The sequence below is a fragment of the Pseudoalteromonas sp. MSK9-3 genome (assembly GCF_003590335.1).
In the GTDB taxonomy this organism is placed as follows: Bacteria; Pseudomonadota; Gammaproteobacteria; order Enterobacterales; family Alteromonadaceae; genus Pseudoalteromonas.
Genome location: NZ_MIET01000009.1, coordinates 200,743 through 226,243 on the forward strand (window position 1 = coordinate 200,743; position 25,501 = coordinate 226,243).

The 25,501-nt window shown below is 41.3% G+C and carries 26 protein-coding genes; 20 read left to right on the forward strand and 6 right to left on the reverse strand.

Annotation, left to right across the window (positions count from 1 at the left end):
* The first annotated feature begins 4 nt into the window (after positions 1 to 4).
* The 4 genes from BGP78_RS03020 to BGP78_RS03035 are packed head-to-tail and all read left to right on the forward strand — an operon-like array spanning position 5 to position 4,192.
* Positions 5 to 637 carry a methylamine utilization protein gene (locus BGP78_RS03020; protein ID WP_259386129.1) on the forward strand — a complete coding sequence of 211 codons (633 nt, stop codon included), beginning with the start codon at positions 5 to 7 and terminating at the stop codon, positions 635 to 637.
* Positions 627 to 2,942 carry an EAL domain-containing protein gene (locus BGP78_RS03025; RefSeq protein WP_119860011.1) on the forward strand — a complete coding sequence of 772 codons (2,316 nt, stop codon included), beginning with the start codon at positions 627 to 629 and terminating at the stop codon, positions 2,940 to 2,942. Before BGP78_RS03020 ends, BGP78_RS03025 begins: the two co-directional genes overlap by 11 nt.
* Positions 2,929 to 3,756, forward strand: coding sequence for a DUF3034 family protein (locus tag BGP78_RS03030; protein ID WP_119860012.1), 828 nt, complete (start codon positions 2,929 to 2,931; stop codon positions 3,754 to 3,756). The genes BGP78_RS03025 and BGP78_RS03030 overlap by 14 nt, the downstream gene beginning before the upstream one ends.
* Positions 3,731 to 4,192 carry a group 1 truncated hemoglobin gene (locus BGP78_RS03035; RefSeq protein WP_259386130.1) on the forward strand — a complete coding sequence of 154 codons (462 nt, stop codon included), beginning with the start codon at positions 3,731 to 3,733 and terminating at the stop codon, positions 4,190 to 4,192. Before BGP78_RS03030 ends, BGP78_RS03035 begins: the two co-directional genes overlap by 26 nt.
* Here the strand turns inward: BGP78_RS03035 and BGP78_RS03040 are convergent.
* Together BGP78_RS03040 and BGP78_RS03045 are read right to left on the reverse strand one after the other, a co-directional pair.
* The gene (locus BGP78_RS03040) at positions 4,179 to 4,925 is read right to left on the reverse strand and encodes a glycosyltransferase family 25 protein (RefSeq protein ID WP_119860082.1); all 747 of its coding nucleotides are present in this window, start codon (positions 4,923 to 4,925) and stop codon (positions 4,179 to 4,181) included. The genes BGP78_RS03035 and BGP78_RS03040 overlap by 14 nt on opposite strands.
* A gap of 61 nt (positions 4,926 to 4,986) precedes the next feature.
* Positions 4,987 to 5,994 (reverse strand): glycosyltransferase family 9 protein, encoded by a 1,008-nt coding sequence (locus BGP78_RS03045; protein WP_119860013.1) that lies wholly within the window; start codon positions 5,992 to 5,994, stop codon positions 4,987 to 4,989.
* Positions 5,995 to 6,080: 86 nt separating this feature from the next.
* Between BGP78_RS03045 and BGP78_RS03050 the strand changes: the two genes are divergently transcribed.
* Positions 6,081 to 6,926 (forward strand): sulfurtransferase, encoded by an 846-nt coding sequence (locus tag BGP78_RS03050; RefSeq protein WP_119860014.1) that lies wholly within the window; start codon positions 6,081 to 6,083, stop codon positions 6,924 to 6,926.
* On the opposite strand, the gene BGP78_RS03055 is transcribed toward BGP78_RS03050, so the two are convergent.
* Complete coding sequence (locus tag BGP78_RS03055; RefSeq protein ID WP_259386132.1) at positions 6,914 to 8,101, reverse strand: ROK family transcriptional regulator; 1,188 nt, start codon at positions 8,099 to 8,101, stop codon at positions 6,914 to 6,916. The genes BGP78_RS03050 and BGP78_RS03055 overlap by 13 nt on opposite strands.
* A gap of 179 nt (positions 8,102 to 8,280) precedes the next feature.
* Between BGP78_RS03055 and BGP78_RS03060 the strand changes: the two genes are divergently transcribed.
* Genes BGP78_RS03060 through BGP78_RS03070 form a run of 3 tightly spaced genes read left to right on the forward strand, consistent with a single transcriptional unit; the run spans position 8,281 to position 11,076 of the window.
* Complete coding sequence (locus BGP78_RS03060) at positions 8,281 to 9,309, forward strand: substrate-binding domain-containing protein (protein WP_259386133.1); 1,029 nt, start codon at positions 8,281 to 8,283, stop codon at positions 9,307 to 9,309.
* Complete coding sequence (locus BGP78_RS03065) at positions 9,306 to 10,274, forward strand: ABC transporter permease (protein WP_119860016.1); 969 nt, start codon at positions 9,306 to 9,308, stop codon at positions 10,272 to 10,274. Before BGP78_RS03060 ends, BGP78_RS03065 begins: the two co-directional genes overlap by 4 nt.
* Positions 10,264 to 11,076: an ATP-binding cassette domain-containing protein gene (locus BGP78_RS03070; RefSeq protein WP_119860017.1), complete on the forward strand. Its 813-nt coding sequence runs from the start codon at positions 10,264 to 10,266 to the stop codon at positions 11,074 to 11,076. The genes BGP78_RS03065 and BGP78_RS03070 overlap by 11 nt, the downstream gene beginning before the upstream one ends.
* On the opposite strand, the gene BGP78_RS03075 is transcribed toward BGP78_RS03070, so the two are convergent.
* Entirely contained in the window at positions 11,073 to 11,351 is a 279-nt protein-coding gene (locus BGP78_RS03075) for a DUF5522 domain-containing protein (RefSeq protein WP_119860018.1), read from the reverse strand. The genes BGP78_RS03070 and BGP78_RS03075 overlap by 4 nt on opposite strands.
* Before the next feature lie 194 nt (positions 11,352 to 11,545).
* On the opposite strand from BGP78_RS03075, the gene BGP78_RS03080 reads away from it, so the two are divergent.
* Positions 11,546 to 11,878: a hypothetical protein gene (locus BGP78_RS03080; RefSeq protein WP_119860019.1), complete on the forward strand. Its 333-nt coding sequence runs from the start codon at positions 11,546 to 11,548 to the stop codon at positions 11,876 to 11,878.
* Between the two features lie 26 nt (positions 11,879 to 11,904).
* Positions 11,905 to 12,390 carry a hypothetical protein gene (locus BGP78_RS03085; RefSeq protein ID WP_119860020.1) on the forward strand — a complete coding sequence of 162 codons (486 nt, stop codon included), beginning with the start codon at positions 11,905 to 11,907 and terminating at the stop codon, positions 12,388 to 12,390.
* A gap of 62 nt (positions 12,391 to 12,452) precedes the next feature.
* On the opposite strand, the gene BGP78_RS03090 is transcribed toward BGP78_RS03085, so the two are convergent.
* Positions 12,453 to 13,421, reverse strand: a complete 969-nt coding sequence (locus BGP78_RS03090) for a class 1 fructose-bisphosphatase (RefSeq protein WP_119860021.1) — start codon at positions 13,419 to 13,421, stop codon at positions 12,453 to 12,455.
* A 157-nt stretch (positions 13,422 to 13,578) separates the two neighbouring features.
* Here BGP78_RS03090 and BGP78_RS03095 point away from each other — a divergent pair, with 157 nt between their 5' ends.
* On the forward strand, positions 13,579 to 16,008 hold the full coding sequence (locus BGP78_RS03095) for a zinc-dependent metalloprotease (RefSeq protein ID WP_119860022.1): 2,430 nt from the start codon (positions 13,579 to 13,581) through the stop codon (positions 16,006 to 16,008).
* 74 nt (positions 16,009 to 16,082) lie between these two features.
* On the opposite strand, the gene argE is transcribed toward BGP78_RS03095, so the two are convergent.
* Positions 16,083 to 17,231 (reverse strand): acetylornithine deacetylase, encoded by a 1,149-nt coding sequence (gene argE, locus BGP78_RS03100; protein WP_119860023.1) that lies wholly within the window; start codon positions 17,229 to 17,231, stop codon positions 16,083 to 16,085.
* A 185-nt stretch (positions 17,232 to 17,416) separates the two neighbouring features.
* Here argE and argC point away from each other — a divergent pair, with 185 nt between their 5' ends.
* The 9 genes from argC (at position 17,417) to BGP78_RS03140 (ending at position 25,415) form a co-directional block, all read left to right on the forward strand.
* Complete coding sequence (gene argC, locus BGP78_RS03105) at positions 17,417 to 18,427, forward strand: N-acetyl-gamma-glutamyl-phosphate reductase (protein ID WP_119860084.1); 1,011 nt, start codon at positions 17,417 to 17,419, stop codon at positions 18,425 to 18,427.
* Entirely contained in the window at positions 18,421 to 19,200 is a 780-nt protein-coding gene (gene argB / locus BGP78_RS03110; RefSeq protein ID WP_119860024.1) for an acetylglutamate kinase, read from the forward strand. The genes argC and argB overlap by 7 nt, the downstream gene beginning before the upstream one ends.
* Positions 19,201 to 19,208: 8 nt before the next feature.
* Positions 19,209 to 20,132, forward strand: coding sequence for an ornithine carbamoyltransferase (locus BGP78_RS03115; RefSeq protein WP_404936033.1), 924 nt, complete (start codon positions 19,209 to 19,211; stop codon positions 20,130 to 20,132).
* A gap of 8 nt (positions 20,133 to 20,140) precedes the next feature.
* On the forward strand, positions 20,141 to 21,349 hold the full coding sequence (locus BGP78_RS03120; protein ID WP_119860025.1) for an argininosuccinate synthase: 1,209 nt from the start codon (positions 20,141 to 20,143) through the stop codon (positions 21,347 to 21,349).
* 33 nt (positions 21,350 to 21,382) lie between these two features.
* Positions 21,383 to 23,248 carry an argininosuccinate lyase gene (argH, locus tag BGP78_RS03125; protein ID WP_119860026.1) on the forward strand — a complete coding sequence of 622 codons (1,866 nt, stop codon included), beginning with the start codon at positions 21,383 to 21,385 and terminating at the stop codon, positions 23,246 to 23,248.
* Positions 23,249 to 23,429: 181 nt separating this feature from the next.
* Positions 23,430 to 23,594, forward strand: coding sequence for a hypothetical protein (locus tag BGP78_RS22585; protein WP_182912204.1), 165 nt, complete (start codon positions 23,430 to 23,432; stop codon positions 23,592 to 23,594).
* 147 nt (positions 23,595 to 23,741) lie between these two features.
* Complete coding sequence (locus BGP78_RS03130) at positions 23,742 to 24,134, forward strand: hypothetical protein (protein WP_182912205.1); 393 nt, start codon at positions 23,742 to 23,744, stop codon at positions 24,132 to 24,134.
* A 155-nt stretch (positions 24,135 to 24,289) separates the two neighbouring features.
* Positions 24,290 to 24,856 (forward strand): hypothetical protein, encoded by a 567-nt coding sequence (locus BGP78_RS03135; RefSeq protein ID WP_119860028.1) that lies wholly within the window; start codon positions 24,290 to 24,292, stop codon positions 24,854 to 24,856.
* Positions 24,831 to 25,415, forward strand: coding sequence for a hypothetical protein (locus BGP78_RS03140; RefSeq protein WP_182912206.1), 585 nt, complete (start codon positions 24,831 to 24,833; stop codon positions 25,413 to 25,415). Before BGP78_RS03135 ends, BGP78_RS03140 begins: the two co-directional genes overlap by 26 nt.
* Positions 25,416 to 25,501 lie beyond the last annotated feature (86 nt).

Below are 25,501 nucleotides of genomic sequence, written 5' to 3' on the forward strand. Positions count from 1 at the left end.
TTTCATGTTTGTTACTCGTACTGTTATTATTTTGTGTTTTATCAGTCTTACGGCTGCGCATGTGTGTGCAAAAACACTACAGATAACAGATCAAAACGGTCAACCATTACAAGGTGCTGTGGTGGAGATAGAGCATGACATTGCCATGGCCGCAGACACTACAATTGCCGTTATGGATCAAGTGGGTAAGCGTTTTTCTCCTCGGTTATTAACCATTAATAAAGGGCAAGCTGTGCGGTTTCCCAATAGTGATGATATTCGTCATCATGTTTACTCTTTTTCAAAAACAAAGCCCTTTGAGCTAAAATTATATGCAGGTACGCCTAAAGCCCCCATCAATTTTGAACAAAGTGGGATAGTTGTGTTAGGTTGCAATATTCATGATTCGATGGTTGGCTATATTTATGTGGCTGATAGTCAATCAGTTTATGTGAGTAATGCGCTGGGTAATATAGAACTGCCTGATTTTACACAGCGTTATACTGTATGGCATGAAAGGCAAGCGCGAGATATTAGTGAGCGTATTGAGTTCAACTGGCCTATTCGGCAGCGACATCAAAAAATAATAATTACAACGTCAGTACCTTTACCGCGTAACACCTTTGGTGAAGTATTTAAGGAACATCATGGGCACTAGTTTAAAAAACCGTATCATTTTATTGTGTGTGGGCTTGGTTTTACTGACCTCAATGGCAAGTTTAGTGAGCTTTTGGTGGTCGACTAGCCATTTTAACGAAAGACAGGTTCAGCAAGATTTAAAAGTGGCACAGAATGTTTACCAGCAGTATTTAAAAGCCAAAGAACGTTTATTGGTGACCGCGGCCACTGTATTGACGGCTGATTTTGGGTTTAAACAAGCTGTTGCAACCCGAGATGCTGATACCATTCGCAGTGTGTTATACAACCACAGTCAGCGTATTGACGCAGATTTAATGCTGTTGCTTGATGTACGTGGCAAGATGATATCGGCAAATCAAGCTGATATTGTGCTCCCTGATGATAGCCGTGCGTTGATGAAAGACTTACTGGCAAATGGTGAACGTTCGACTTTCATTGTGATCAGCGGCAAACTCTATCAAGCCATTATTCTACCTATAAAAGCACCTAGAACAATTGCATTTAGCATTGTCGGTTTTGCTATTGATGAAACCGTTGCATTGGAACTAAAAGACCTCACCAGTATGGAAATGAGCTTTATTGGCCATGCCAGTGGTTTGAAAGCCAGCTCTATAATGGAATATCCGTCTGAGCAAGATTTATTGGGGTACATTCATGGCCAAAGAATTAACCGTTGGTTTAAAGAACATCCGGTATTTATTAGTGCAGAGGTACCTTTAGCCGCGTTAGAAAGTAACCCGATCAGTGTGGTATTAAGTGCTGATTTGAGTCGTCATTACCAAGAGTTTGACCAATTGGTTCTCACCATTATTCTGTTATCTTGCGGTACGATTGTTTTAGGTTTTATTGCCAGCGGTATATTGGCAAATAACTTAACGACACCGCTTCAACAACTTACGGTGATGGCGAAGCAGTTCGCACAAGGTAATTATTTGGCCACGCTTACTGAGACCAAACCCAGTAAAGAAATTTGTGAACTGGTGGATGCATTCCACGAGATGGGTGAAGACATTCAAACGCGTGAGAAGCAAATTCGTTTTCAAGCACGTCACGATAACCTTACTGGATTTTATAACCGTTCTGCTGCGTTGGATTTATTAAGCAAGCATTTATCTGGTTCTGAACAATTTTACTTAGTGGCCATTGATATTAAAGGTTTGCGTCATATCAATGATAAGTTAGGACCGCGAGTTGGTGACAGTTGTATTCAGGCTGTAGCTGAGCGGATGAAAAGTGTCACAGAAGCAATGAAAGGGTTTAATGCACGCTTGGGAGGGGATGAATTTTTAACGGTGTTATCAGCAAAGCCTGGCAGCACGAAGCAGGCGTGTGTAACTCAATTACTGAGCTTGCTGACTGATTGCTATACCATTCAAGGGCTTGATATTACCCTGCGTTTTAGCGTCGGTGTGGTTTGCTATCCTGAACAAGCACAGACCCCTGATGATTTGATCCGTAGAGCATTAATAGCGGTCGATACTGCAGCGCATGCGGGTGATGAAGTTTACTATTATCAAGATGGCGAAGATGAAGAACACCTAGAACGATTACAGATCATTGATGAACTTAAACAAGCCTTGATTGCCGATGATGGGCAATTATTTATGACGTACCAGCCTAAGCTCAATTTAAATAATCAACAAATCGATAAAGTAGAGTCACTCATTCGTTGGAAACGCAGTAACGGGGATTGGGTCTCGCCCGAGTTATTCATTGATTTAGCGGAGCAGTCAGGGTTAATCGTTGAATTAACTCAATGGGTAGTCGGCACTGTTGTGATGCAAGTGAGTGAATGGTTATCACAAGGTTTGACAATGAAAGCAGCCATTAATGTATCTGCACAAGATATTGCCGACGATGGTTTTTTACCGCATTTGAAGCGGATATTAGCTGATAATAATGTGCCAGCGAATCTCATCACCATTGAGCTAACCGAGCGAGATATGATTGAGAATGAGGCGAAAGGCATTGCGGTGTTAAAAGCACTTAAATCGTTAGGAGTGATGATTTCTTTAGATGATTATGGTGTGGGCCAAACTTCGTTAGGGCGTTTGAAAATGTTACCTATTGACGAATTGAAACTGGATAAAGTCTTTATTTTAAAATTGGACGAGTCTCATCAAGATCAGTGTATTGTTCACTCTACAATCACTTTAGGGCATCAATTAGGGTTTTGTGTGGTTGCTGAAGGCGTAGAAAATCAACCATCACTGGATTTATTAGAGCAGATGAAATGTGATTATGCCCAAGGTTATCATTTGAGCCGTCCTTTAGCTGCCGCGGATTTTTCCAAGTGGTTGGGCCGTTATCATGAGGTGGGCTAAATACGTTACCTTACTGTTTGGGCTTTTTATAGAAGCGAAGGCTGCTGAAGGTAAGCTATTGGCCACACCGGGCACTTCATCAATTGATGGCAGTGCTGGTGGCGGAATAGTGCCTTGGGCGCAATTATCGAATTATGCAAGTGACGATGAGTGGGGAGGGAGTGCGTTTTGTAGTGGCGCGGCGCTCAGTGATTATCGTCTGAATGTATGCGGAGCGCAGCTTAATTTATTCGATAGGTTAGAACTCAGTGTTGCTGAACAAGCTTTTCCGGTAGTCGCGACGGATACGATGATCAAGCAGTCTGTATTGGGTATGAAAGTACGATTGTATGGTGATGTTGTTTATAGCCGTTGGCCGCAAATGAGCGTGGGAGTTATGCACAAGTCATTGTCTGATGATGCAGTTGCCCAGCAGCTGGGCGCATCTGAATCGCAAGGCAATGATCTTTATTTCGCAGTAAGTAAGTTACAATTAGGCGCGATCGCAGGGTATCACTGGTTTTGGAATGTGACTACGCGATATAGTGAAGCGAATCAAAATGGTTTGTTAGGTTATGGAGGGCCTGAGCACTCGAGCCGTTGGCACTTTGAAGCAAGTTCTGCAATTTTCCTGACTCCACATATGGCCGTTGGCTATGAATTTAAAGAAAAATCTCAAAACCTTGGGCTTGGGGAATCACATTGGCGTACTGCTTTTTTGGCTTGGTTTCCTAATAAATCGATGACAGTGACCGCTGCTTGGTTAAATTTTGGCTCAATCGCTAGGTCTAAATCACAAAAAGGGGTGTATGTGTCAATTACGGGGTACTTTTAAGCTGATGCAACGTTTTTTTAGAAGCGTGACCTTATGCATTACTCTCATAAGTCTATTTGGGTGTCAGACGCTTCATAAGCGTAATTCGTTATACCAACAATTTGGTGGTCAGGCCAAAATTGAACACGTTATAGATGCGTTTATTCTACGGATCGGGGCTAACTCACAAATTATTCATTACTTTTCAGACAGTAATATATCGCACTTTAGAGCTGGCTTTATTAATCATATGTGTGCTTTATTAGAGGGACCCTGTGAATATAACGGCGATTCAATGGTGCAAATACACACAGGGATGAATATTAATGAACGAGATTTCAATCTGGTGGTTGAATTATTCATCAATGTGATGACTGATGCACATATCCCTTATCAAATACAAAATAAAGTACTCGCTAAACTCGCCCCATTACGCAGTAAAATCATCGAGATTTAATGACTTTGCTCAAATCTCCAGAGATTTTTTTACGTTGTAAATACATGGCTATTCGGTGTTTAGCATTTCGTAAAAAGGTGCTTCTATTAGAATGAGCCCCAGCATTCGCGTTTGCAATTTCGCTTATAAAAGAGAGGTCTTCACTGAGAGGGTATGGCTTAATTCCGACTAAATTTAGATTTACTTCACTATGAAATTGGATATCAACGTCTACAGGTCTGAAAAAAGGTTTACGTTGTAAAAGCTTTTTAGCGCCAGATAAGCTAATAGCATAGCCTTGGGTCCCATTGGGGACCTTAAAGTAATTGCCTAGTGTTAGTGGTGTGGCTAAAGTGAAACTTTCAATAAAAGGGTTTGCTCGATTATCAGATAACTTGATCATATCCCAGTTGTTGAGCATGTTTAATTGGTCGATTGTTTTACTGAGATGTTCCTCAATGATTAGGTCATCTTCTAAAATGATAGCCGCTGGAATATTTTTATTGTGTATATGCTGCCACACACGCATATGGCTAATGTAGCAACCTATTTCGCCTGGAGTCATATTTCTATGGTGTTTACGTAAATTAGCGTCAGCATCATACCATGTTGAGATTTCAGCTTCGCTCAGTGATTTTCCTACGGTTGCTTCAAATCTCACACACTCTAAGCCTAAGCTATGCAGTCTGCTATGAGTTTTCTGCCAACGCTCGGCGCTGCTCTTCATATTAATAACAAAAATTGGTAGTGACATATCGATACTACGTAAAATAAATTTGATAGATAATACCAAAAAGGATGGAAGATTGGGAATGTTAACGCTTTAGTAACGCTTGCCCTGCTTTAACAATACTATGTGGCGTAATTGAGGTAATAATGTTTGACTCAATGAGACTGGTACTATTATTTCTAATGGCAATGAAATTATCATTTTTAGGTTCAACAATAGACCAAGGTGATGTACCAAAACCGATCAATGCAATACATGGAGTACCGACGGCACAGGCCATATGCATAGGCCCAGAATCAATGCTTATCATTAAATCCATTACCGCAATGCTATCAATAAGTATGGGTAAGGTTGTTTTACCACTGAGGTCTGTTACTTGGATCTCATGATGGTAGTGAGCATGTTGTAAACATGCGTTATCTTGACTTTCGCTCTGATCTCCAAAAACATAAAATTGGCACTGAAGTTGTTTGGTAAGCTGTGTAATTACTTGTTGAGCAAGTTCTTTTGGATAATGACGGCTCCCTTTATTTTGACCACCAAAATATAACCCGATCTTTAATGTCGAGTTGTCAGGCAAAGGACTCTTTAGAGGACTAGAACGCAATTTCGGTGCTGAATAAGTATCGAACGGTTGCCCATGTGTGTCATTCACTAACCTACAGTAGCGATGAATATAATGATGGCATGGGTTGAGTTTGAGTGCATGACTGAGAAAACCTGAACGTAAATTTTGCGCATATCCTATGACATGCTGAATACCTGTAAGCTTACATAAAATAGCTTCTCGTAGGGAGCCCCTCATCAGTAATGCAAATGAAAAACGATAACCTTTAAGTAGGCTGGCTAAGTGCCATAACGACTGTTTTTGACCTTTTTTATATCGATTGTCTTCAATAATTTTTATATTTGGGATGGTTGTCTTTTGCAATAATTCGATTAAATGGGGACGAGCGAGTAAATAAATATGTTGCTCGGGGTATAACTTACTCAGTAACTCAAGTGCAGGGAGGGTATTAATAACATCCCCAATAAATTTAGGTAACACGACTAATAGTGGGCCTGTAATGTGATTCGGGTTTATTATTTTCATAGCAATGAGTAAGTTTATTACTGTTTTTATTCGATTTAATATTACAGTACATGATATCTGAAGTTAAATTATAACATAGAGCTTTTATGAAAAACTTGAAAAGTTGTGCATGGGTAGCAAAGCATTTAGAGAGTGTTATGGTGTTTGATGCGGGGATTGTGAAACCAGGACAAGATGAGCCTTATAAGCCTTTTACAATTGTTAAAGGGGCGCAACGCTTTGATATAAGTTACGCTTTGTCTGAAGAGAATACGGCACTGTCTAATATGATGTGTGATCAATACCAATTTCAGTCTCACATGCGTCAATTAGGTGTGAACCAAACTGATACCATAGTGGTGTATGACGATAGAGGGCTTTTTTCAGCAGCGAGGGCTTGGTGGATGTTAAAAAGCATGGGGTTTGAACAGGTTTTTATTATGGATGGGGGCTTACCAGAGTGGATACGGTGCGGCTATGCAACTCAGCAAGCATATAGCAAAATAAACGAAATTGGTGACTTTATAGCGCAACCTGATATAACCAGAACGTATTTTATTGACAAAGAAAAGGTGCTTAACTCTATATCTGACAGTGATTGTTTGTTACTTGATGCACGCAGCCCGCTACGTTTCTCTGGACGTGAGCCCGAGCCTAGAATAGATATGCGTGGTGGTCACATTCCTAACAGCAAAAATTTACATTACAGCGCTTTATTATCGGAAAGGGGGTTAGTTCGACCTTTAGCTGAATTACACATTATTTTTAATCGATTGGAGTGCACAGACAAAAGCTTACAGTTTAGCTGTGGTTCAGGTGTGACGGCATGCATATTGGCGCTTGCTGCGGATGAATGTGGGTACCGTGATTTATCCGTTTACGATGGCTCATGGAGTGAGTGGGGGAATTCGGCACTCAGTGGCGAACTCCCCATTCACTGTTATGAAGGGTAGATCAGAGTTTGTAATTCTGATAAGGCAAGTTGCGGTGTAATTTCTAATGTGTTTGTACTATTCGGGTCTAGCGCAGCTTGCAATGGCAGAGTTGAACACCCCTTTAAAGCGATATTGGCGACATCAGGAGCTTTGATCACACGAATAACTTTACGCTCTCCGTGCTGCGAGATAGACGGAATAAAAGGCCGTAATTGTGAAAGCAGCGAGTCTAACAACCAATCAGATGTGTCACCGCCAATAATGATTGTTTGCGGATTCAGCAGCGACTCAATAGTATGAATAGCGACTCTCAACGGTTCTTGTGCTTGAGTTAACCAAAGAGGTATTTTTTTATTATCGCTGTTTTGCTGTGCGATTAATGCCTGATGGCTGCACTGTGGCTGTTTTAATACTTTGCGTAAAGCCCCGAGTGACGAAAAGTCATTTAATCGACCTGGAGTCGATTTTTTTGCGGTGAGATCCGGAGTAATGAACAGCTCACCCAATGCACCCGTGATCCCATTTTGCCCAAGTAGTACTTTTCTTTCATACACAGTGGCGGCCTCAATACGCTCGCCAATGTGAGCATATACGAAACTGTCTAGCTCTCGGGCTTCACCGAATAATAATTGGTATGAGGCGCATGCAGAGGCGCAGTTACTCAGTGCAACAGGTAAGCGTATTTTACTGGCTAAGGTTGTCTGAATGTCTTTTGCAAACTGATGCGCATCGAGAGGGGCTAATTGATTGTTTTGCACAATCAGTCCGGCACCCAAAATAGAGGACTTATCTATTGATGAGTCATGTAGTAACTGTTCAGAATATGCGCATATGTCTTGTATTAATGTCATTGCCTGTGACGTATGGCTGGACTTATTTATACAGTGGCCATTTAGTTTAAACAGCCCGATTTCATAGTCATTCTCTATGACTCTAATGGCCAAGGTATAGCCCGCATTTGGATTTAAGCACAACATGGTTGAAGGCTTTCCTGCGCCAGCTACTTTTTTAATACCAGTTTCAGACACGAGGTTGTGAGTCAGTAGTGCATCAACAATATTGGTAATGGTTTGTTTAGTCAGCTGGGTGTTACGTGCGATATCAGCGCGTGAAAGTGGCCCTAACGTTACAATTTGTGAGAGTACTAACCGTAAATTTAGTAATTTGCTTTGTTTTGCATTAGAACCTTTCAAGAGCCTGAACCTGTCATTGAGTTGTGTATCGATATCGAATTTAATAGTCTAAAAGTTTACTACGATATTCTATTTTAAAGCACAGAAAAATATAATAAAAAATTAATAAGTAAAACAGATTGATTTAAGTGACTGAATACATAACACTAGGTATCAAATTTTATACATATTTTTTTCATATGCAGCATAGTGTTAGAAAGTTAATTCAGGCAGGGTTCTATGCTTGTTTAGCCGTTATATCGGTGGTCGTTAATAGTGTGAATGCGCAAGTGATACCTGTGCTACAGAATAAACAGACCGCGGCGTTGGCATGGCACAGTAGTAGCCCATGGACTGACGCTGTGACACGGGGTGCGTTAGCGACGTTTGCGCGGTTCAACATAGAAGTGGTTGCCATCACTGATGCACAGTACGATCCAGTTAAGCAATTGGCTGACTTAGAAAGCATCGATGCTTTGAGTCCTACGATGGTGTTGTCTTTAAGTGTTGATAGTGTTGCAACCTATTCTGGTTATCGGCAGTTACTCGATGCGGGAACTAAATTAGTGTTGTTGAGTAATCCCATCGAGTCACTCAAAGCGCATAAAAATTTTGCCGGGTTTATTTCTGTGGATACGCAAGCAATGGGACGTGCGGCTGCGCAGTTGATAGATATGGCTGTGGCGCATAAAGGCAATGTTGGGGTGATTTTTCATGAGGCTGAGTACTTTATTACGAATCACAGAGACAGTGCATTCTTAGATACGCTGGACGCGTATCAAGGTATTACAGTGGTTGCCAAACAGGGGTTTGTTCAAGAGCAAGATACCAGCGCAGTTGCCATGGCTATGTTACTTAAGCAGCCAAACATTGATGCGATTTATGTTTCATGGGAAAAAGCGGCTGAAGGTGTTATTGAAGCATTACGTTTGATGGGCCGTAAGAATGTAAAAGTCGTGAGTCATGATTTGGGAATAAGCACTTTATTGGACATGGCACAAGGCGGAAATATGTATGCCGTTGTATCTGATAGGCCATATGACATTGGGGTGGCGATGGCTATGACCGCAATTAACGAGCAACAAGGAAATGTAGGCCTACTAGCCAATTCAACAGAGTATGATTTAGTGACTAAAGACAATCTGGCAACTGTTTGGCCTTTGGCGTTTCACAGTAATTTACCTTATGACTTACAGTGTATTGTGAGTGTAAAGCAGGTCTGCGAATGAAACGAAATTTATCTTGGCGAACACTCAACCCTTTATTACGAAAAAAAGAGTGGTTCGTTTATTATCTATTATTTGTTATGACGATGATTTTTGCTGTTCTGTTACGTGACACCGGGTTTTTTAGCAGTGCCAATTTTATCAACATAATTCGTCAAACAGCTCCGGTGATGGTGATGGCATTGGGGTTATCTTTTGCGTTATCAGTGCGCCATATTGATGTATCTATAGGGGCTGTGGTGTCCTTGTCTGCGGTTGTTTGTGGGCTGTTATTGCGTGAAGTTCACATGGTATTTGCTATTTTTGGTGCGCTCAGTGTTGGCCTTTTTGCTGGGGTTATCAATGGACTATTAATTGAGTACCTTAAAACATCATCCTTGTTAGTAACATTAGGTACGATGAGTATCATGATAGGTATAGCGCGTTCAATTAGTGGCTTAGAGTCTATCCCTATTACCAATGAGCACTTTGTTATGTTGTTTGGCTCTGAGCTGTTTATGGGCATTCCCACTTCATTATATTGGGTGGCAATTTTGGCGTTAGTTGCTTGGTTAATTGTCCATTGTTTGACATTAGGGCGGCATCTTTTAGCCGTTGGTAAATCACCAGAAAATGCCCTTCAACTGACTATAAGTCCGGTGAAAATTCGTATATTAGCGTTAGTCATGTGCTCGTTGTTTGCTGCATTTGCAGGGTTATTGTATGCAGGTAGGATGCAAAGTGCGCGTTATGCGTTAGGTGAATTTGATTTATTGAATGTATTTATCGCGGTGGCTATTGGTAGTACGCATTTAGTAGGAAGCCAAATGCGAGTAATGGGTGTGATCTGTGGTGCCTTATTAATTGGCTTACTGAATAATGGCCTAATATTACTGGGTTTTACTATTAACACACAATTAATCGTCAAAGGACTGGTATTGGTTATGGTTATCACTTTAGTGCATAAGGAGCTAAATAATGCTAAGTGACATACTTGCGCAACATGCTATTTCAGTTACTGGATTAAGTAAGTCCTTACATGGCTGTAAAGTGCTTGATGATATTTCATTTAGTGCCAATGAAGGGGAGGTCATTGCCGTTTTAGGGCACAACGGTGCAGGGAAGTCGACTTTAGTTAAATGTTTGACGGGTATGCTGACGATGGATAGTGGGTATATTGTTAGGCAAAACCAAACCATGCAAATATTAAGTCCTTTAGATGCCAGAAAGCTTGGTATTGAAGCAGTTCACCAAAACTTTGGCCTCATTGATGAATTGGATGTGGTGAGTAACTTTTTTCTAGGTCGTGAGTTACATCATGATAATTTAATTTTAAAAATGTTGGGCTGGTTAGATAAAAGGTTAATGCGTTTTTTGACGGGGCGTGCATTGGAGCGACTAGGGTGTGAATTTCGTGAATTAGACCGTTTAGTTAAGCATTTATCTGCGGGAGAACGCCAGTTAATTGCGGTTGCTCGAGCCATTCATTTTGGCGCTCAAGTAGTGGTGATGGATGAGCCTAGTAGTGCATTGGGTATGAGTCAAATGGCGCAATTACAAGAGGTGATTCGTACTATAAGCGCACAGGGAGTAACTGTGTTATTGGTCAGTCATGATATGCCCTTTATTCGTGAAGTCTGTGATCGCGCAATGGTGTTATCGAAAGGGCGCTTGGTGGCCAATATTAATATTGCTTGCACCTCAGAGGAGGAATTGTACAGTTACATGATGGGATGTGGCCATATCAAAGAACCGGATAATTCTCTCAATGCGCTTTTACGAGCCAGTTAGCGTGCTGAGTAAGGGCAATGCCGGCAATTATTACCACAGCATTTTCCACGTTTTAAATGAGCCCATCGAGTCATCACCATAAAGCCTTCTTCCATGTCGTAATCAAGCCCTTCAATAAAAGAGTTTGAGTGGGCGTATTGTTTTGCCAACTTTAACTGCTGGCGGATCGGCTGGTTTGCCATGTTTTCAATTTTTTGGCGAATAGATGATATTAAACAGGTGCGGCAAAGGCAGCCTTTATCTGTTTGTAATGGCATAATATTAGGAATGTCCATGCACCAGCATTGTTCACTATTGCTACAAGTGAGTATTTGCTGGCAGTGATGACAGAGCATACGGTGATATCCTGAGGCTGAACAAACAAAAGTGAAGCATACTAACACATCTCGCTTTTTAGGTTTTTACGTAAATGGTTTTAATGTTCAAAGAAGATGGATTTTTTTGATCTAATAATATCGGTAACTTAATAATGACTAACACATTCACCCATATTGAGGCTATTAAAGCCGTGGTTGGCTTTAGCGAACAGCGAAATGATGCCTTTTCAGCTTTGTTGCAATTTGAGCAAAGCCAGATAGTTTATACGGTAACGAATGCCGATTTAAGCTCGGTATTACAACGTGTTTTATCATTAGAAATAGACTGTGATGATTTAGAGTTATGGGCAAACTTATTAGAAATTAGAGGTGATATTGATCATACACAGGTTGAAGGGGCGCTTTATGCGTTAGCCAACCCAGAGCAAATGGGAGTACTCACAATGGATAAAGTGAGCAAGCTGTTAGCCTTGATTGACAACTAAATAGAGGGATACATAAAGCGGTGATAATGAGTGTGTTACGCCCTAGAGCGGTGTTCGATGAGTACGAGGATGCGACCTTTAAGCTGGTAATGCTAGAGCCAAGTGTGGCGTTACAGGACTACGAGGTCGTGATGCGCAACCAGGTTAGGCTGCGAGCTTTTTTTAAGGGTATAATGAATTGGCCAAAAGCAGACATGACATTAGCAGAAAACACGGCGTCTTTGGCCCACCATCAAAGTGAGTTTGAGCAACGGGAGGCGTTTGCATTTAGTGTGTTCAAAATACTCTCTGGAGCCTGTATTGGCAGTGTTTATGTCGATGCGAGTCGCAGTATTGAATTTGATTGCGAGCTTTACTTTTGGCTTGATGAAAAAGAGTTACAGCTTGAGCAACAATTGGCGAACACATTATGTGATTGGTTACAACAAGACTGGGGTTTATCAAGAGTCGCCTTGGTGGGGAGGGAAATAGCATTGTCAGATTGGTTAATGGATATAAAAGCTCAGAGTTAAGCATATCTTAGCTAGTTGAATAGCAGCACACACTACGGTTCAACTAGCTTTAACAGACTGAATTACTTGTGGTAATTTAGGCAGGTTTCTACTTCATTCTTAGAACCTAAAATCACCGCAACACGTTGGTGGATTGCATCTGGTGCAATATCCATAATACGTTGCTCACCAGTATGGGCGATGCCACCGGCCTGCTCGACGAGCATTGCCATTGGGTTAGCTTCATAAAGTAAACGCAATTTGTATGGCTTTTCAGGGTTTTTCGTATCTGTAGGATAAGTGAAAATACCACCGCGGCATAATACCCTATGCACATCACCTACCATGGCGGCGATCCAGCGCATATTGAAGTCTTTTGCTCGCGGGCCAGTACTTCCAGCCTGTAAATCATTGATGTAGTTTTGCATTGCCGGTTGCCAATGGCGCTGATTTGACGCGTTAATTGCGTACTCCTGTGTGTCTTCAGGAATTTTGGCAAACTCTTCTGTCAGTAAGAAACTGCCATGTGTTTTATCAAGGGTAAAGATGCGGGTACCCTTACCAATCGTCAGTGCAAGTGTAGTGCACGGGCCATATAAAACATAGCCGGCAGCAACTTGCTGGTGGCCAGGCTGCATGAAAATAGCAGGGTCGGCAGGGTCAGCCTCTTTGGGCGCGGCCATAATTGAGAAAATGGTGCCAACTAAAGAGTTAATATCGGTATTTGATGAGCCATCTAGGGGATCAAAAGCCACGATATAATCGGCATCAGGGTTACCGGCGACCGTATAATCTTCTTCTTCGGATGCGATGGCTTTGACGTATCCAGACTCCAGTAAAATGTCTTTTAGCAGTTGATTTGATAAAACATCTAACTTCTTTTGAGTCTCACCCTGGATATTCTCATCCAGTGTTGAGCCCAATACGCCAGAGAGTGCGCCTTGACCAACACGAAAAGAAATTTCTTTACATGCCGCTAAGATAGTACGAATAAGTGAAAGTAATTCTCTAGAGCAACCATCTTCAATTAACACCGGGGGCAGTCTACGCATAATTTTTGATCCTGATAACGTTTTGGTTGTTGCTTATTTATGTGAGAGACAACAACAACCGCGCTGAATTTCGTCTTAAAATGGCTGAACTTTGTATACAATTTTATATACTAGGTGCATTACGACCATTAAAACCTCTAATAACAAAGGTAAGAATATGCAAAAGTCTAGGTTACTCCCTTATATTCTCTGCACTTTGCTAGGCGCTATGATAACTCAAGCGCACGCAGCAATTAAGTCTATTGATGAGTTTACTGACAAACTTAATCACTTTCCCGGCTATTATTCATTTTTTGCCGATAACCACAGTGGCAAAATTTACTTAGATGTAGATAAGTTTAAACAGCCATTCTTATTACAGCATAGCTTGCCATACGGGGTTGGTTCAAATGATATTGGCCTAGATCGTGGGCAATTAGGCGGTACGTACATGGTGCAGTTTGAACGCTTTGGTGACAAAGTGATGCTGCGAGCGCTAAATACGTATTATCAAGCAAGCTCAAACAACGCGGCCGAACAGCAAAGCGTAAAAGAGGCGTTTGCGTCGAGTGTATTGCATGGTTTTAAGGTAGTGGCAGAAGACAATGACAGTGTGCTTGTCGATTACACCCCTTATTTATTGACGGATGTACATGGTGTAAGCCGTACATTAGCGGCGCGAAAGCAAGGTAACTTTAGCTTAGATAGCGCAAGAAGTGCGGTGTTTATGCCGCGTTCAAAAGCATTTGTTGATAATACCGAGTTAGAAGCATTACTCACATTTAAAGGCAAAAACCCTGGCGAGTATGTACGTCAAGTCAGCGCAGACCCTCATGTCTTAACGGTGCATCAGCATCACTCTTTAGTGAGGCTGCCGGATAGTAATTACACGCCTCGCAAGTTCCACCCACAGTCAGGTTTTTGGAGCATTGAACATAAAGATTACTCTGCCCCTTTGAGTGAGTCGATGTTTGTGCGCTATATTCCTCGCCACCGTTTAGCGAAAAAAGATCCGACACAGGCCGTAAGTGAGCCAGTTAAACCGATTATTTATTATTTAGACCCTGGTGTTCCTGAGCCGGTTAAAACAGCCTTATTAGAAGGTGCGCAGTGGTGGGATGAGGCGTTTGTGGCGGCAGGCTATAAGAATGCGTTTCAAGTAAAAATGTTGCCAGCGCATGCTGATCCTATGGATATTCGTTATAACGTGATCCAATGGGTGCATCGAGCAACGCGTGGCTGGTCATATGGTGCTTCTGTTATTGATCCGCGAACTGGGGAGATCATTAAAGGTCACGTTACGTTAGGCTCGTTGCGTGTTCGTCAAGATATTCTTATTGCCCAAGCTTTGGCTGCGCCCTTTGTCAAAGGGGACGAAGTGACTAAAAACTTGCATGCCATGGCACTTGATCGCATTCGTCAATTAAGCGCGCATGAGATTGGTCATACATTGGGGATTGCGCATAATTTCTCTGCTTCAGCAAAAGAACGTGCATCAGTGATGGATTACCCTCACCCATTGGTTGGCTTCGATGGCCAAGGCAAACTCGATATTACCCAAGGCTATGCCAAGGGTATGGGAGATTGGGATAAGCAAGTCGTAAAGTATGGATATAGTGACTTTGGTGCCAGCGATGAAGCGCAAGCATTAGCAGCGATATTGGCAGATAATCGAGCGCAAGGGCTGGAGTTTATTTCCGATAGAGATGCAAGAGCACAAGGTGGTGCGCATCCAACGGCACACTTGTGGGACAACGGTAACGATCCATCCGCGGAGCTATTACGCGTACTCGATGTACGAAAGCAGGCTTTGAGTACGTTTGGGATCACTAATTTAAAACGTGGAGAAGCGTTGTCTCAGCTTGAAGAAAAGTTAGTACCATTGTACTTATTCCATCGTTTTCAGGTTGAGTCTGCGGTTAAACTAATTGGTGGGGTTGATTATGACTATGAAGTGCGTGGTGAGCAGCCTGTAAAAGGTGCACAGGTAGTACCAAAAGCGCAGCAGCAGCAAGCATTAGCTGCCATGCTAGCAACCTTAGAGGTCAGTGCATTACAGATACCAGAATCAATATTAGCAATCTTGCCGCCTAAGGCGTACGGTGAGTCAAAGACACGTGAAAGTGTATACGGGCGCACAGGTTTAACATTTGATGCAATGGCATTGCCTGAAGTGTCAGTCAACCATACTTTAAAATTACTTTTCAATTCACAACGACTGAATCGAATTTCGCAGCAAGGTGCGAGATCACCGAGTGCCTTCAGTCTAGATGATTTACTTAGCCAAACGTACAGCCACGTATTTGATAATAAAGAACAGCAGGTAATGGGTAAGAAGCTAGCGCAACGTGTGCAGTTTTTAACCGCGAAAAAGCTGGCAGACTTGAGCATTAGCGACCAAGTAGACCCAGAAGTGCAGGCGCAGCTACGCTTTTACTTAACTCAATTAGTGGGGGATTACACGCAATCAGGGTTATTTAATGATGTTTCTAAAGGGGAGAGTGCATTTAAGCAGTTTTTATCTGAACAAGTGCAGTACTTCTTAGTATCTGGGCAGTGGCCAGTGAATTACAAAGCAATAAAAACCCCACCGGGCTCTCCTATTTAAGGCGCCATTAAGAGGTAACTTCCTCAATTTAAAGCGCTTGTATTTCGTCAAATACAAGCGCTGTTTTAGCGCCTTTATGCAAAGCAACAACTTTGAATAAGTTGGCTGATGATTTTTTTCGACGGTTCTATTTTTTCCATTGCGAGGTATTCATCAGGCTGATGCGCTTGTTTAATTGAGCCGGGCCCCATGACTATGGTTTCGCAACCAAGTTGCTGTATAAAAGGTGCTTCAGTGCAATAATTGACAGCGACAGCTTGTTCTTCTGATATTTTTTCTGCGAGTTTGACGAGTGCATTATCATTTGAACCACTAAAAGCGGGTATAGGCTCATGCATATCAACAACAGATACACTGTTAGGAAACTCATCGTTAATGGGTTTAATTGCATTGAGCAGTAAGAGCTGCAGCTCTTGAATACTAAGTCCTGGCAGTGGCCGGATGTCTATATGTAACTCACAACAGCCACAAATTCTGTTGGCGTTATCACCGCCATGAATATGACCTAAGTTGAGTGTTGGGTAAGGTATTGCAAAATGCTCGATTGAATATTTATTCTTTAGTTCTTCTTTTAGTTGCAACAATTTTGCAATCACAGTGTGCATGATCTCTATGGCATTCAACCCCCGCTCAGGATCTGAGCTATGGCCAGAGCGTCCTACAATACGAATTGCTGATGTCATATGGCCTTTATGCATAAAAACCGGTGTCATATCGGTCGGTTCTCCTATGATACAGCGCGCAGGCTTTAGGGTCGGGTGTTTGGCTATTTCTTGTGCCCCCGCCATCGTGGTTTCTTCATCCGCAGTTGCAAGAATTAAGATAGGTTGGGTTTGCTTACTGAGATCGAACTCACTTATTGCATCAATTACAAAGGCAAAAAAGCCTTTCATATCAATAGTACCTAGCCCATAAAACTTATTATCTTTGATTTCAAGACTAAAAGGGTCTTGGCTCCATTGGCTATCATCAAATGGCACAGTGTCAGTGTGCCCCGCTAACATAAGCCCGCCTTCACCGGCGCCACGTTTAGCCAGTAAGTTGTATTTCCCAGGTGCACTCACTAATTCTGTTATCTCTATGGTAAACCCTAAATTTTCGCACCAGCTTGCCAATAAGTTGATGGTGCTGAGGTTGCTCATATTCAGCGACTCATCTAATGCACTAATGGAAGGACTTGCGATCAATTGTGTGTACATAGATAAAAAACTGGGGTTTTGCATTATTTTTTCCAAAATATTTATTCAAAGTAATTGCATAACAATGTAAAGGTGTTTAAGATGAATATCAATTCACTTTTTTAGCATAAATATATTTCAGAGGCTGGCATGCGACGATATACATTCACTATTTAATTCCACAGTAAGTATAAAAATGCAATTGATAATTAAGAGTAAGTAGCAAAATGATGAATGTAGTGATTATTGGCGCCAGTGGATATAGTGGCGCAGAGCTTGCCAGTTTAGTCGCCAAACACCCCCATTTCTCCCTAGAGGGTTGTTATGTGTCGGAGCAAAGTCTGGATAAAGACAAGTTATTGAGCGAGTTGTATCCAGAACACACGGGTTTGCTCGACACCCTTTTATTACCGTTAACTGAAGAGGCTTTTTCAGTTATTGAACAACAAGCGGATTATGTCTGCTTGTGTACCGATCATAAAGTAAGCGTAGAATTAGCCCCAAAATTTTTAGCTTTGGGCAAAAAGGTCTTTGATTTGTCAGGTGGATATCGTTTGGCAAAAACCAGTGACTACGATACATATTATGGCTTTGAGCATCCCTATGCGCAGTGGCTCGAACAGGCGCAATATGGCTTGGCTGAATGGTATGCTCAAGATATCGCTAATGCACAGTTAATCGCTGTGGCTGGCTGTTATCCTACAGCAGCACTGAATGCTCTCAAACCTTTAAAAGATGCCAATTTACTCACCGACGAACAAGTGATCATTAATGCCGTATCGGGTGTTACAGGGGCGGGCAGGAAAGCCAATATTGCGACGCACTTTTGTGAAGTATCGTTGGCCCCCTATGGCTTATTTACACATCGTCATACCCCTGAAATAGCGCAATATTTAGATCACCCCGTGTTGTTTACACCTCACTTAGGTAACTTTCCTCGCGGGATTTTAGAAACCATCTATCTTACTTTGAAGCCGGGCACACGTAGTGAAGATATAGAGAAGGCTTATCAAGTGTTAGCGGATGAGCCGTTAATTCGCTTAAAAGGCAGCACGATCCCGACGATTAAAGGTGTGGTTAAGCAGCCTTATGTTGATATTGGTTGGCAGCAGCAAGGTGAGCAGCTCATTGTGGTTGTTGCTATCGACAATTTACTCAAAGGCGCAGCAGGACAAGCTTTACAATGTATGAATATTGTCAATAAAAAGCCCAGCTACGTTGGCTTAAAAGGAGTGTGTTGATGAAAACCTGGGTTATCAAAGTGGGGGGCGCCGTTTTAAATACCGAGGAAGCTGCGAGCGAGTTGTTTTTAAAAATGGCCGAGATCATATCCGATTCGGAAGAAAATCAATTTGTGCTGGTACATGGCGGTGGTGCCTTAGTTGATCGCTGGCTTAGCGATGCTGGTTTTGCGAGTGCAAAACATCAGGGATTACGGATAAGTCCTAAAGAGCAAATGCCTTATATTATTGGTGCACTTGCAGGGTGTGCTAATAAGCAGCTTATGGCGCAAGCGATTGTCGCAAATTTGCAACCTTTCGGTTGTAGTTTATATGAAGCAGGCATAACCACCACGCAAAAACTGAAAGCTTTGGCACAGGTTGGCGAGTGTGGCACTGGTGGTTACAGCGTTCTACCAGAACTACTGTCAATGGGGAAGTTACCTGTTGTTAGCTCCATTGGTATTGGAAATGACGGGCAGTTGTTTAATGTAAATGCTGATGAAGCGGCAGCAGCCATTGCTAGTGAACTAAACGCTGAACTGATTTTTATGACAGATGTAGAAGCCGTACTAGATGCTGAAAAAAAATCGCTGCATCAATTAGATGAACATGAAATTGAACAACTTATAGCAACAGGAGTCATCGTGGGCGGAATGGAGGTCAAAGTGAAGACCAGCCTTCGCGCAGCCCAACATTTACGACGAGGGGTGTATATCTCAAGTTGGCAAAAGCCACAAAACCTAGCAGCCCTAGTTAATGGGGAACATGTTGGAACAAAAATTACACCTTAGGAATAGTGATGACGATGACACATTTTTTAACTGGCCTTGAGCTAGATAAGAGTCAAGCATTAACTTTGCTTGATTTAGCACTGAACATAAAACAGCAGCCGCAAGAATACAGCCAAGCCTTAGCTGGCCAATCTGTGGTGACTTTATTTGAAAAGCCAAGTTTACGGACCCGCTTATCATTTGATATTGGCATAAATAAATTGGGCGGACATGCTGTTTATTTAGACCAACAAAATGGCGCAATGGGTAATCGTGAGTCGGTGCAAGATTTCGCACTAAACATATCAACTTGGGCTGATTGCTTGGTGGCGCGTGTAAATCAACACAGTACACTGAAGACACTGTCTGAAAACGCCTCGATCCCAATCGTGAATAGTTTATGTGACTTATATCACCCCTGTCAGGCATTGGCTGACTTTTTAACACTCAAAGAAGTGTATGGTGATGTGAGTCAGCTTAAACTCGCTTTTATAGGTGCCGGTAATAATGTAACGCATTCATTGATGTTATTGGCTGCCACACTTGGCACTGACTTTGTGGTTGTGTGCCCCAAAGGGTATTCACCTGATGCGCAAATTGTTAAGCAGGCAGAACAAATTGCTGCAGTTAATGGTGCGTCAGTATTGATCAGTGACCGTGTGGAGGCTGCTGCGGGCTCTAATGTGTTATATGCCGATACGTGGGTGTCTATGGGGGATAGCACACCGCTTGAACAAGTAAAACAGACTTTTATGCCCTATCAAATTAATAAAGCGTTAGTTGAGCAAACTGGCGCGAACAGTGTTTTACATTGCCAACCCGCTCACCGTGAATACGAGATCACGTCTGAAGTGATGGATGGAAAGTATTCAAAAATAATTCAACAAGCCGAAAACCGGATGCATGCACAAAATGCACTATTGGTATCGTTGTTAAATCCAAATTATGTGTAAGGAAAATCATGAATAAATTTAAAAAAATCGTACTGGCATACTCTGGCGGGTTAGACACTTCAGCAATTGTACCATGGCTAAAAGAAACTTACGGGTGTGAAGTCGTCGCATTTGTTGCTGATGTAGGTCAGGGCGACGATGAGCTTGCGGGTGTGGAAGAAAAAGCCATTACATCTGGCGCATCTGAGTGTCACATCGTCGACCTTAAAGAAGAAATGGTCAGCGATTATATTTACCCTACCTTACAAACGGGTGCTATTTATGAAGGCACTTATTTACTCGGTACTTCGATGGCAAGACCTATCATTGCCAAAGCACAAGTTGAAATTGCGCGCAAAGTGGGTGCTGATGCACTGTCGCATGGTTGTACTGGTAAAGGGAATGATCAAGTTCGTTTTGAAGCCTGTTTTGCTGCTTTAGCACCTGATCTTGAGGTGATTGCACCATGGCGAGAGTGGGATTTGACCAGCAGAGAGTCTTTACTCGACTACCTCGCTGAGCGTGATATTCCATGTGCTGCATCAGCCACAAAGATTTATAGTCGTGATGCCAATGCATGGCATATTTCTCATGAAGGTGGCGAGCTTGAAGATCCTTGGAATCAACCGAGTGATCAAGTATGGACTATGACAAATTCTCCTGAAGAAGCGCCGGATACCCCTGAGTTTGTTTCTGTTTCTGTCGAAAAAGGCCAAATAGTAGCTGTAAATGGCGAGCGTTATAGCCCCTACAACTGTCTGGTCCAGCTTAATAATATTGCAGCCCCTCATGGTGTTGGGCGCGTAGATATTGTCGAGAATCGTTTGGTTGGTATGAAGTCTCGTGGTTGTTATGAAACCCCAGGTGGTACGGTCATGATGGCTGCATTACAGGCGATTGATGAACTCATTTTAGATAAATCAAGTCGTAAATGGAAAGAGACACTGGGGAATGAGTTTGCACATTTAGTTTATGACGGACGTTGGTTTACACCACTAAAAGCGTCTATTTTAGCCGGTGCTGAAGCGCTTTGCGAATTGGCAACGGGCGAGGTGGTATTGAAGCTTTATAAAGGTCAAGTACACGCCGTGCAAAAACAATCGGTCAATAGTTTATACAGTGAAGATTTTGCCACATTTGGTGATGATGACGTTTATGACCAATCGCATGCAGAAGGGTTTATTCGATTGTTTTCGTTATCTAGCAGAATCGCAACTTTAAACAAGAAGTCTAAGTAGTTGAGTTAATAGTACTGAGTTCGGAGAGTAGAGATGGCATTATGGGGTGGCCGGTTTTCAACAGGCCCTGACGCTGCATTTAAACAATTTAATGATTCTCTGCCATTTGATTATCAAATGGCAGAGCAAGATATTATTGGTTCGATTGCATGGGCTGGGGCACTGAAGCAAGTAGATGTTTTATCTGATATAGAGCACCATGAATTGGTAGTTGCGCTGCAACAGTTACTTATTGAGGTGGAGGAAAGTCCACAAAGTGTCGCGACTGCGGGGTATGAAGATATTCATTCGTATGTGGAAGCAATGCTGATTGAGAAAGTGGGTGCTCTTGCCAAAAAGTTGCATACAGGTCGCAGTCGTAATGATCAGGTCGCAACTGATTTTCGGTTATGGAGCCGCCAAACCGCAGAACAGATTTTAAGTGCTATTGGCGAATTGAAAGCGGAATTTATTGCCACTGCTGAGCGTGAGTTAGGAACCATTTTACCAGGCTACACGCATTTACAGCGAGCTCAACCGGTACTCTTTAGTCATTGGTGCATGGCCTACGTAGAGATGTTAGAGCGCGATGAATCGCGTTTGACAGATGCAATCAAACGTTTAAATGTTTGCCCTCTTGGCAGTGGTGCGTTAGCAGGTACCGCGTACCCAATTGATCGCAATGCGCTTGCGAGCGAACTCGGCTTCAGTGAGGCATCACGCAATAGCCTGGATGCAGTTTCTGACAGGGATTTTGTGGTTGAATTATTAAGCTGTGCGAGTATTTCTATGATCCATTTATCTCGTTTTGCCGAGGATTTAATTTTTTATAACTCCGGCGAAGCAGGGTTCATAGAGCTTGCAGATAATGTTACATCGGGTTCTTCATTAATGCCGCAGAAGAAAAACCCAGATGCCCTTGAATTGATCCGAGGTAAAACAGGGCGTGTGTTTGGTGCATTTAGTGCCATGATGATGACCCTAAAAGCGTTACCTCTTGCTTATAATAAAGATATGCAAGAAGACAAAGAAGGGCTGTTTGATGCCATGCCAACGTGGTTAGCATGCATTCATATGGCGCAAGCGTGTTTAAAAGGCTTAAAGGTGAACGCTGAACGTACTTTATCTGCAGCCCAAGGTGGACACGCTAATGCAACCGAGCTTGCTGATTATTTAGTTGCGAAGGGGATCCCTTTTCGAGAAGGACACCACATTGTTGGCCAGTTAGTACAGATTGCGATTGAAAAGCAAGTAAATCTAGAGCAACTGGCGCTAGATGAGTTTAAAGCTGTATGCAGTGTGATAGAAGAAGATGTATATCCTGTTTTAGAAATTGACGCATGTATTGCCGCCCGGCAAGCATTAGGTGGCACATCTTTGCCGCAAGTAAGTGGTGCGATTAAGACAGCGAAAAAAAAACGCCAAATTACGGTAAGGGACGCAACCTTAAATGATGTCGAGGCAATCGCGGGTCTAGTGCAGTATTGGGCCAAAGTGGGTGAGAATTTACCTCGGGCAAAAAGTGACATGGTGCACTCTATTAATGAGTTTGCAGTCACAGAAGTCGACGGCAAAGTCACAGGCTGTGCCTCTTTGTATATTTATGATACAGGGTTAGCGGAGATCCGTTCATTAGGGATAAATCCTGAGGTGAGTGCAAAGGGGCAAGGGCAGCAACTGGTTGATTATTTGTTGTGTAAAGCGAAAAGGTTAGCGCTTCATCGGATCATAGTGTTAACTAGAGTGCCAGGTTTTTTTACAAAGCAGGGGTTTACTGACTGCACTAAAGAGAGTTTACCTGAAAAGGTAATGAAAGATTGTGAATTGTGTTTAAGAAAAGACAATTGTGATGAGGTGGCAATGGAGTATATGTTAACCTCTAAAGCTAGTAATTTCATATCTTGTCGGTATGTTGCGTAGCTAAAGTAATTGTAAGTTATATAGTATTATACCATTTATCGGTATTGTTTTTTGCTTTTTAACCAAAGTGTTAATTTTTTTAACATTTTGGCTTGGTCTTTGCTTAATTTCAATGGTATTGGTTTTTTGACACTTCGGGCATGGAGTGCCATGAAACGGGCATCGAAACTGAGGAAAGATCATGATAAAAGTAATTAAAGCGTTATTAAAAAGTAGAAACTCATCGCAAAGCACTAGTAAAAATAAAACGTTTTCTGGTAAGGTTTTAGATATCAATATTTTACGCACAGTATCGGGGGCTCGAGGCGGCGGCGGTCTGCACTGTACGGATAACTGTAAGCCCTAGATAAACAATGTATTTTAGGAAGACAATATTTTTACACTAACAGAGCTAGGTTTACACTTCGACACGATCATTCTGATTGGTATGGTTCTAGGGTTTCTCCTAAATCTATTTTTCTTTATATCAGGAGTTAGCAAAGAGTTATCTTTATTGCTAACTTCAGGTGCGATGGCAGTTTCTTATTTTATTAGTAATCATTTTATTTCATTGAGTGATATTGGTGTCTGGGTTTATATTGAATGGGCAATTTATGATTTACTGACGATTTCTTCTATTCTTTTCTGTCACTATTTTTTCTCTAAAAAATTCTGTGTGGCAGCTTATTATGTCTTTTTTGGTCTTGTCATTAATACTTTTTTGTATATTCTTATATTTTCTGATTTTTACTTTATGAAAACAACAGAGCGCTGGTGGTTTTGGAGCTTTTATACTATCGCTGTTAATGTTGTTGATGTAATGATGGTTGCTGTTTTGATTGTAAATAAAGATTTTATTTTCCTTGTTAAAGGAAGTGGTATTTTGAAAAAAAAGTTTTTTAGTTGAATTATACTTTTTTCATTTACTTCTTCAGTACGAATTTTATTTTAAGGAATAGAGAGTAAAGTTTTTTTGATAAGATTTAGCGTTTTACTTCCATTTTTCAAAATTGAGCCTTTTTAATTTTTATTTATTGAAATGGTGGGTGTAAGGTTAATTGTATGCAAAATGTCATAACTGATGAAATTAACTATATGTTTAGCTTTATATTAAATTATTTGATTGTATGGCTTTTTCTTATTTCCACACTTATTAATTTCGCAAGCTCTATCTCTTCTGGCAGTTTTAGTGATTGGCATTTAGGAAGAAAAGAAGTCACACTATTATCATTTGTGATGTTTATATCTTACTTATTATCAGCACCTTTGAATCAGTTAGATAATCAGGTGGTTTTTGGTGTTGTACTTACCTTTCTTACGGTCTACTTTGTTTTTGATATCCTAACGATGTTTCTGATTGGAAAGGTTTTAAATTTTAGAACTAATGAAGGGAGGGTATGTCGATTTTATCTTTTAATGGGTATGGCAATTAATGCGTCGGTTTTTTTATTATTACAAATTTGGTTTAGCTACGACTTTAAATCTATTCCGATGTGGTTTTTTGATTTTTATACAATAATTATAAATTTAGTAGATTTTATGATGGTTTTATCCCTTATCCTTCGTAAGGACTTTCTGGGCTTGTGTAAATTAAGAGGTGCACTTGATAACTGTAATGTTAATACCTAGTTTGGCTGCACTGGTTATAGATGTGAATAATTTAACAAATGAAATGATGAACAATATTGTTATTTTCTTGTTCTTATTTTCTGCGTTAGTTAATATGGTGAGAATGACAAATGTAAATCGTGCTGAGTGTAAAGATGTTTTTTTTCTGTCTTTAGTCATGTTTTTGTCATATTTATCCTCGATTAATATACATAACCTTAGTGTTAGTATACCAGCAGGATTTTATCGTTCTATTAATTTAATCTACTTCCTTTTTGATATTGTTACAATTTTAATTTTATGCCGTTTTGTTAGAGTAACGAGTTACGCAGGCCATTTTTGTCGATTTTACCTGGTGCTCTGTCTAAGCTTAAATGCCATTTTTTTTCTTATATTGCATGTTGATGTAGTAATTAAATGGGGTACTAATGAGTATGGACCTTGGTTGCTTTGGACCATTCATTTTTATACGGTAAATACGTTGGATGGAATAATGATAGCCGTACTTTTATTGAAAAGGGATTTTTTAGGTATTTATCAGCTGAGAAGAAAGTTGGTGGGTATGAAAGATTGTTGTTGAATCTTGCCCAAGTTTGCTTTATGCAGAGTTTATTTAAATTAGAGGTACTGCCACTGTACCTCTAATTATGTGGATCGCTACTGTAG

Excerpts from the sequence above, each read along its gene's own strand:
- BGP78_RS03135 (WP_119860028.1), top strand. The coding sequence starts at position 24,290 with ATGCAAAATGTCATAACTGATGAAATTAACTATATGTTTAGCTTTATA.
- BGP78_RS03045 (WP_119860013.1), bottom strand. The coding sequence starts at position 5,994 with ATGAAAATAATAAACCCGAATCACATTACAGGCCCACTATTAGTCGTG.
- BGP78_RS03025 (WP_119860011.1), top strand. The coding sequence starts at position 627 with ATGGGCACTAGTTTAAAAAACCGTATCATTTTATTGTGTGTGGGCTTG.
- BGP78_RS03095 (WP_119860022.1), top strand. The coding sequence starts at position 13,579 with ATGCAAAAGTCTAGGTTACTCCCTTATATTCTCTGCACTTTGCTAGGC.
- BGP78_RS03090 (WP_119860021.1), bottom strand. The coding sequence starts at position 13,421 with ATGCGTAGACTGCCCCCGGTGTTAATTGAAGATGGTTGCTCTAGAGAA.
- argC (WP_119860084.1), top strand. The coding sequence starts at position 17,417 with ATGAATGTAGTGATTATTGGCGCCAGTGGATATAGTGGCGCAGAGCTT.
- BGP78_RS03060 (WP_259386133.1), top strand. The coding sequence starts at position 8,281 with ATGCAGCATAGTGTTAGAAAGTTAATTCAGGCAGGGTTCTATGCTTGT.
- BGP78_RS03050 (WP_119860014.1), top strand. The coding sequence starts at position 6,081 with ATGAAAAACTTGAAAAGTTGTGCATGGGTAGCAAAGCATTTAGAGAGT.
- BGP78_RS03070 (WP_119860017.1), top strand. The coding sequence starts at position 10,264 with ATGCTAAGTGACATACTTGCGCAACATGCTATTTCAGTTACTGGATTA.
- BGP78_RS03035 (WP_259386130.1), top strand. The coding sequence starts at position 3,731 with ATGTGTCAATTACGGGGTACTTTTAAGCTGATGCAACGTTTTTTTAGA.
- BGP78_RS03085 (WP_119860020.1), top strand. The coding sequence starts at position 11,905 with ATGAGTGTGTTACGCCCTAGAGCGGTGTTCGATGAGTACGAGGATGCG.
- argE (WP_119860023.1), bottom strand. The coding sequence starts at position 17,231 with ATGCAAAACCCCAGTTTTTTATCTATGTACACACAATTGATCGCAAGT.
- argH (WP_119860026.1), top strand. The coding sequence starts at position 21,383 with ATGGCATTATGGGGTGGCCGGTTTTCAACAGGCCCTGACGCTGCATTT.
- BGP78_RS22585 (WP_182912204.1), top strand. The coding sequence starts at position 23,430 with ATGATAAAAGTAATTAAAGCGTTATTAAAAAGTAGAAACTCATCGCAA.
- BGP78_RS03075 (WP_119860018.1), bottom strand. The coding sequence starts at position 11,351 with ATGGACATTCCTAATATTATGCCATTACAAACAGATAAAGGCTGCCTT.
- BGP78_RS03120 (WP_119860025.1), top strand. The coding sequence starts at position 20,141 with ATGAATAAATTTAAAAAAATCGTACTGGCATACTCTGGCGGGTTAGAC.
- BGP78_RS03080 (WP_119860019.1), top strand. The coding sequence starts at position 11,546 with ATGACTAACACATTCACCCATATTGAGGCTATTAAAGCCGTGGTTGGC.
- BGP78_RS03065 (WP_119860016.1), top strand. The coding sequence starts at position 9,306 with ATGAAACGAAATTTATCTTGGCGAACACTCAACCCTTTATTACGAAAA.
- BGP78_RS03020 (WP_259386129.1), top strand. The coding sequence starts at position 5 with ATGTTTGTTACTCGTACTGTTATTATTTTGTGTTTTATCAGTCTTACG.
- BGP78_RS03040 (WP_119860082.1), bottom strand. The coding sequence starts at position 4,925 with ATGTCACTACCAATTTTTGTTATTAATATGAAGAGCAGCGCCGAGCGT.
- BGP78_RS03115 (WP_404936033.1), top strand. The coding sequence starts at position 19,209 with ATGACGATGACACATTTTTTAACTGGCCTTGAGCTAGATAAGAGTCAA.
- BGP78_RS03030 (WP_119860012.1), top strand. The coding sequence starts at position 2,929 with ATGAGGTGGGCTAAATACGTTACCTTACTGTTTGGGCTTTTTATAGAA.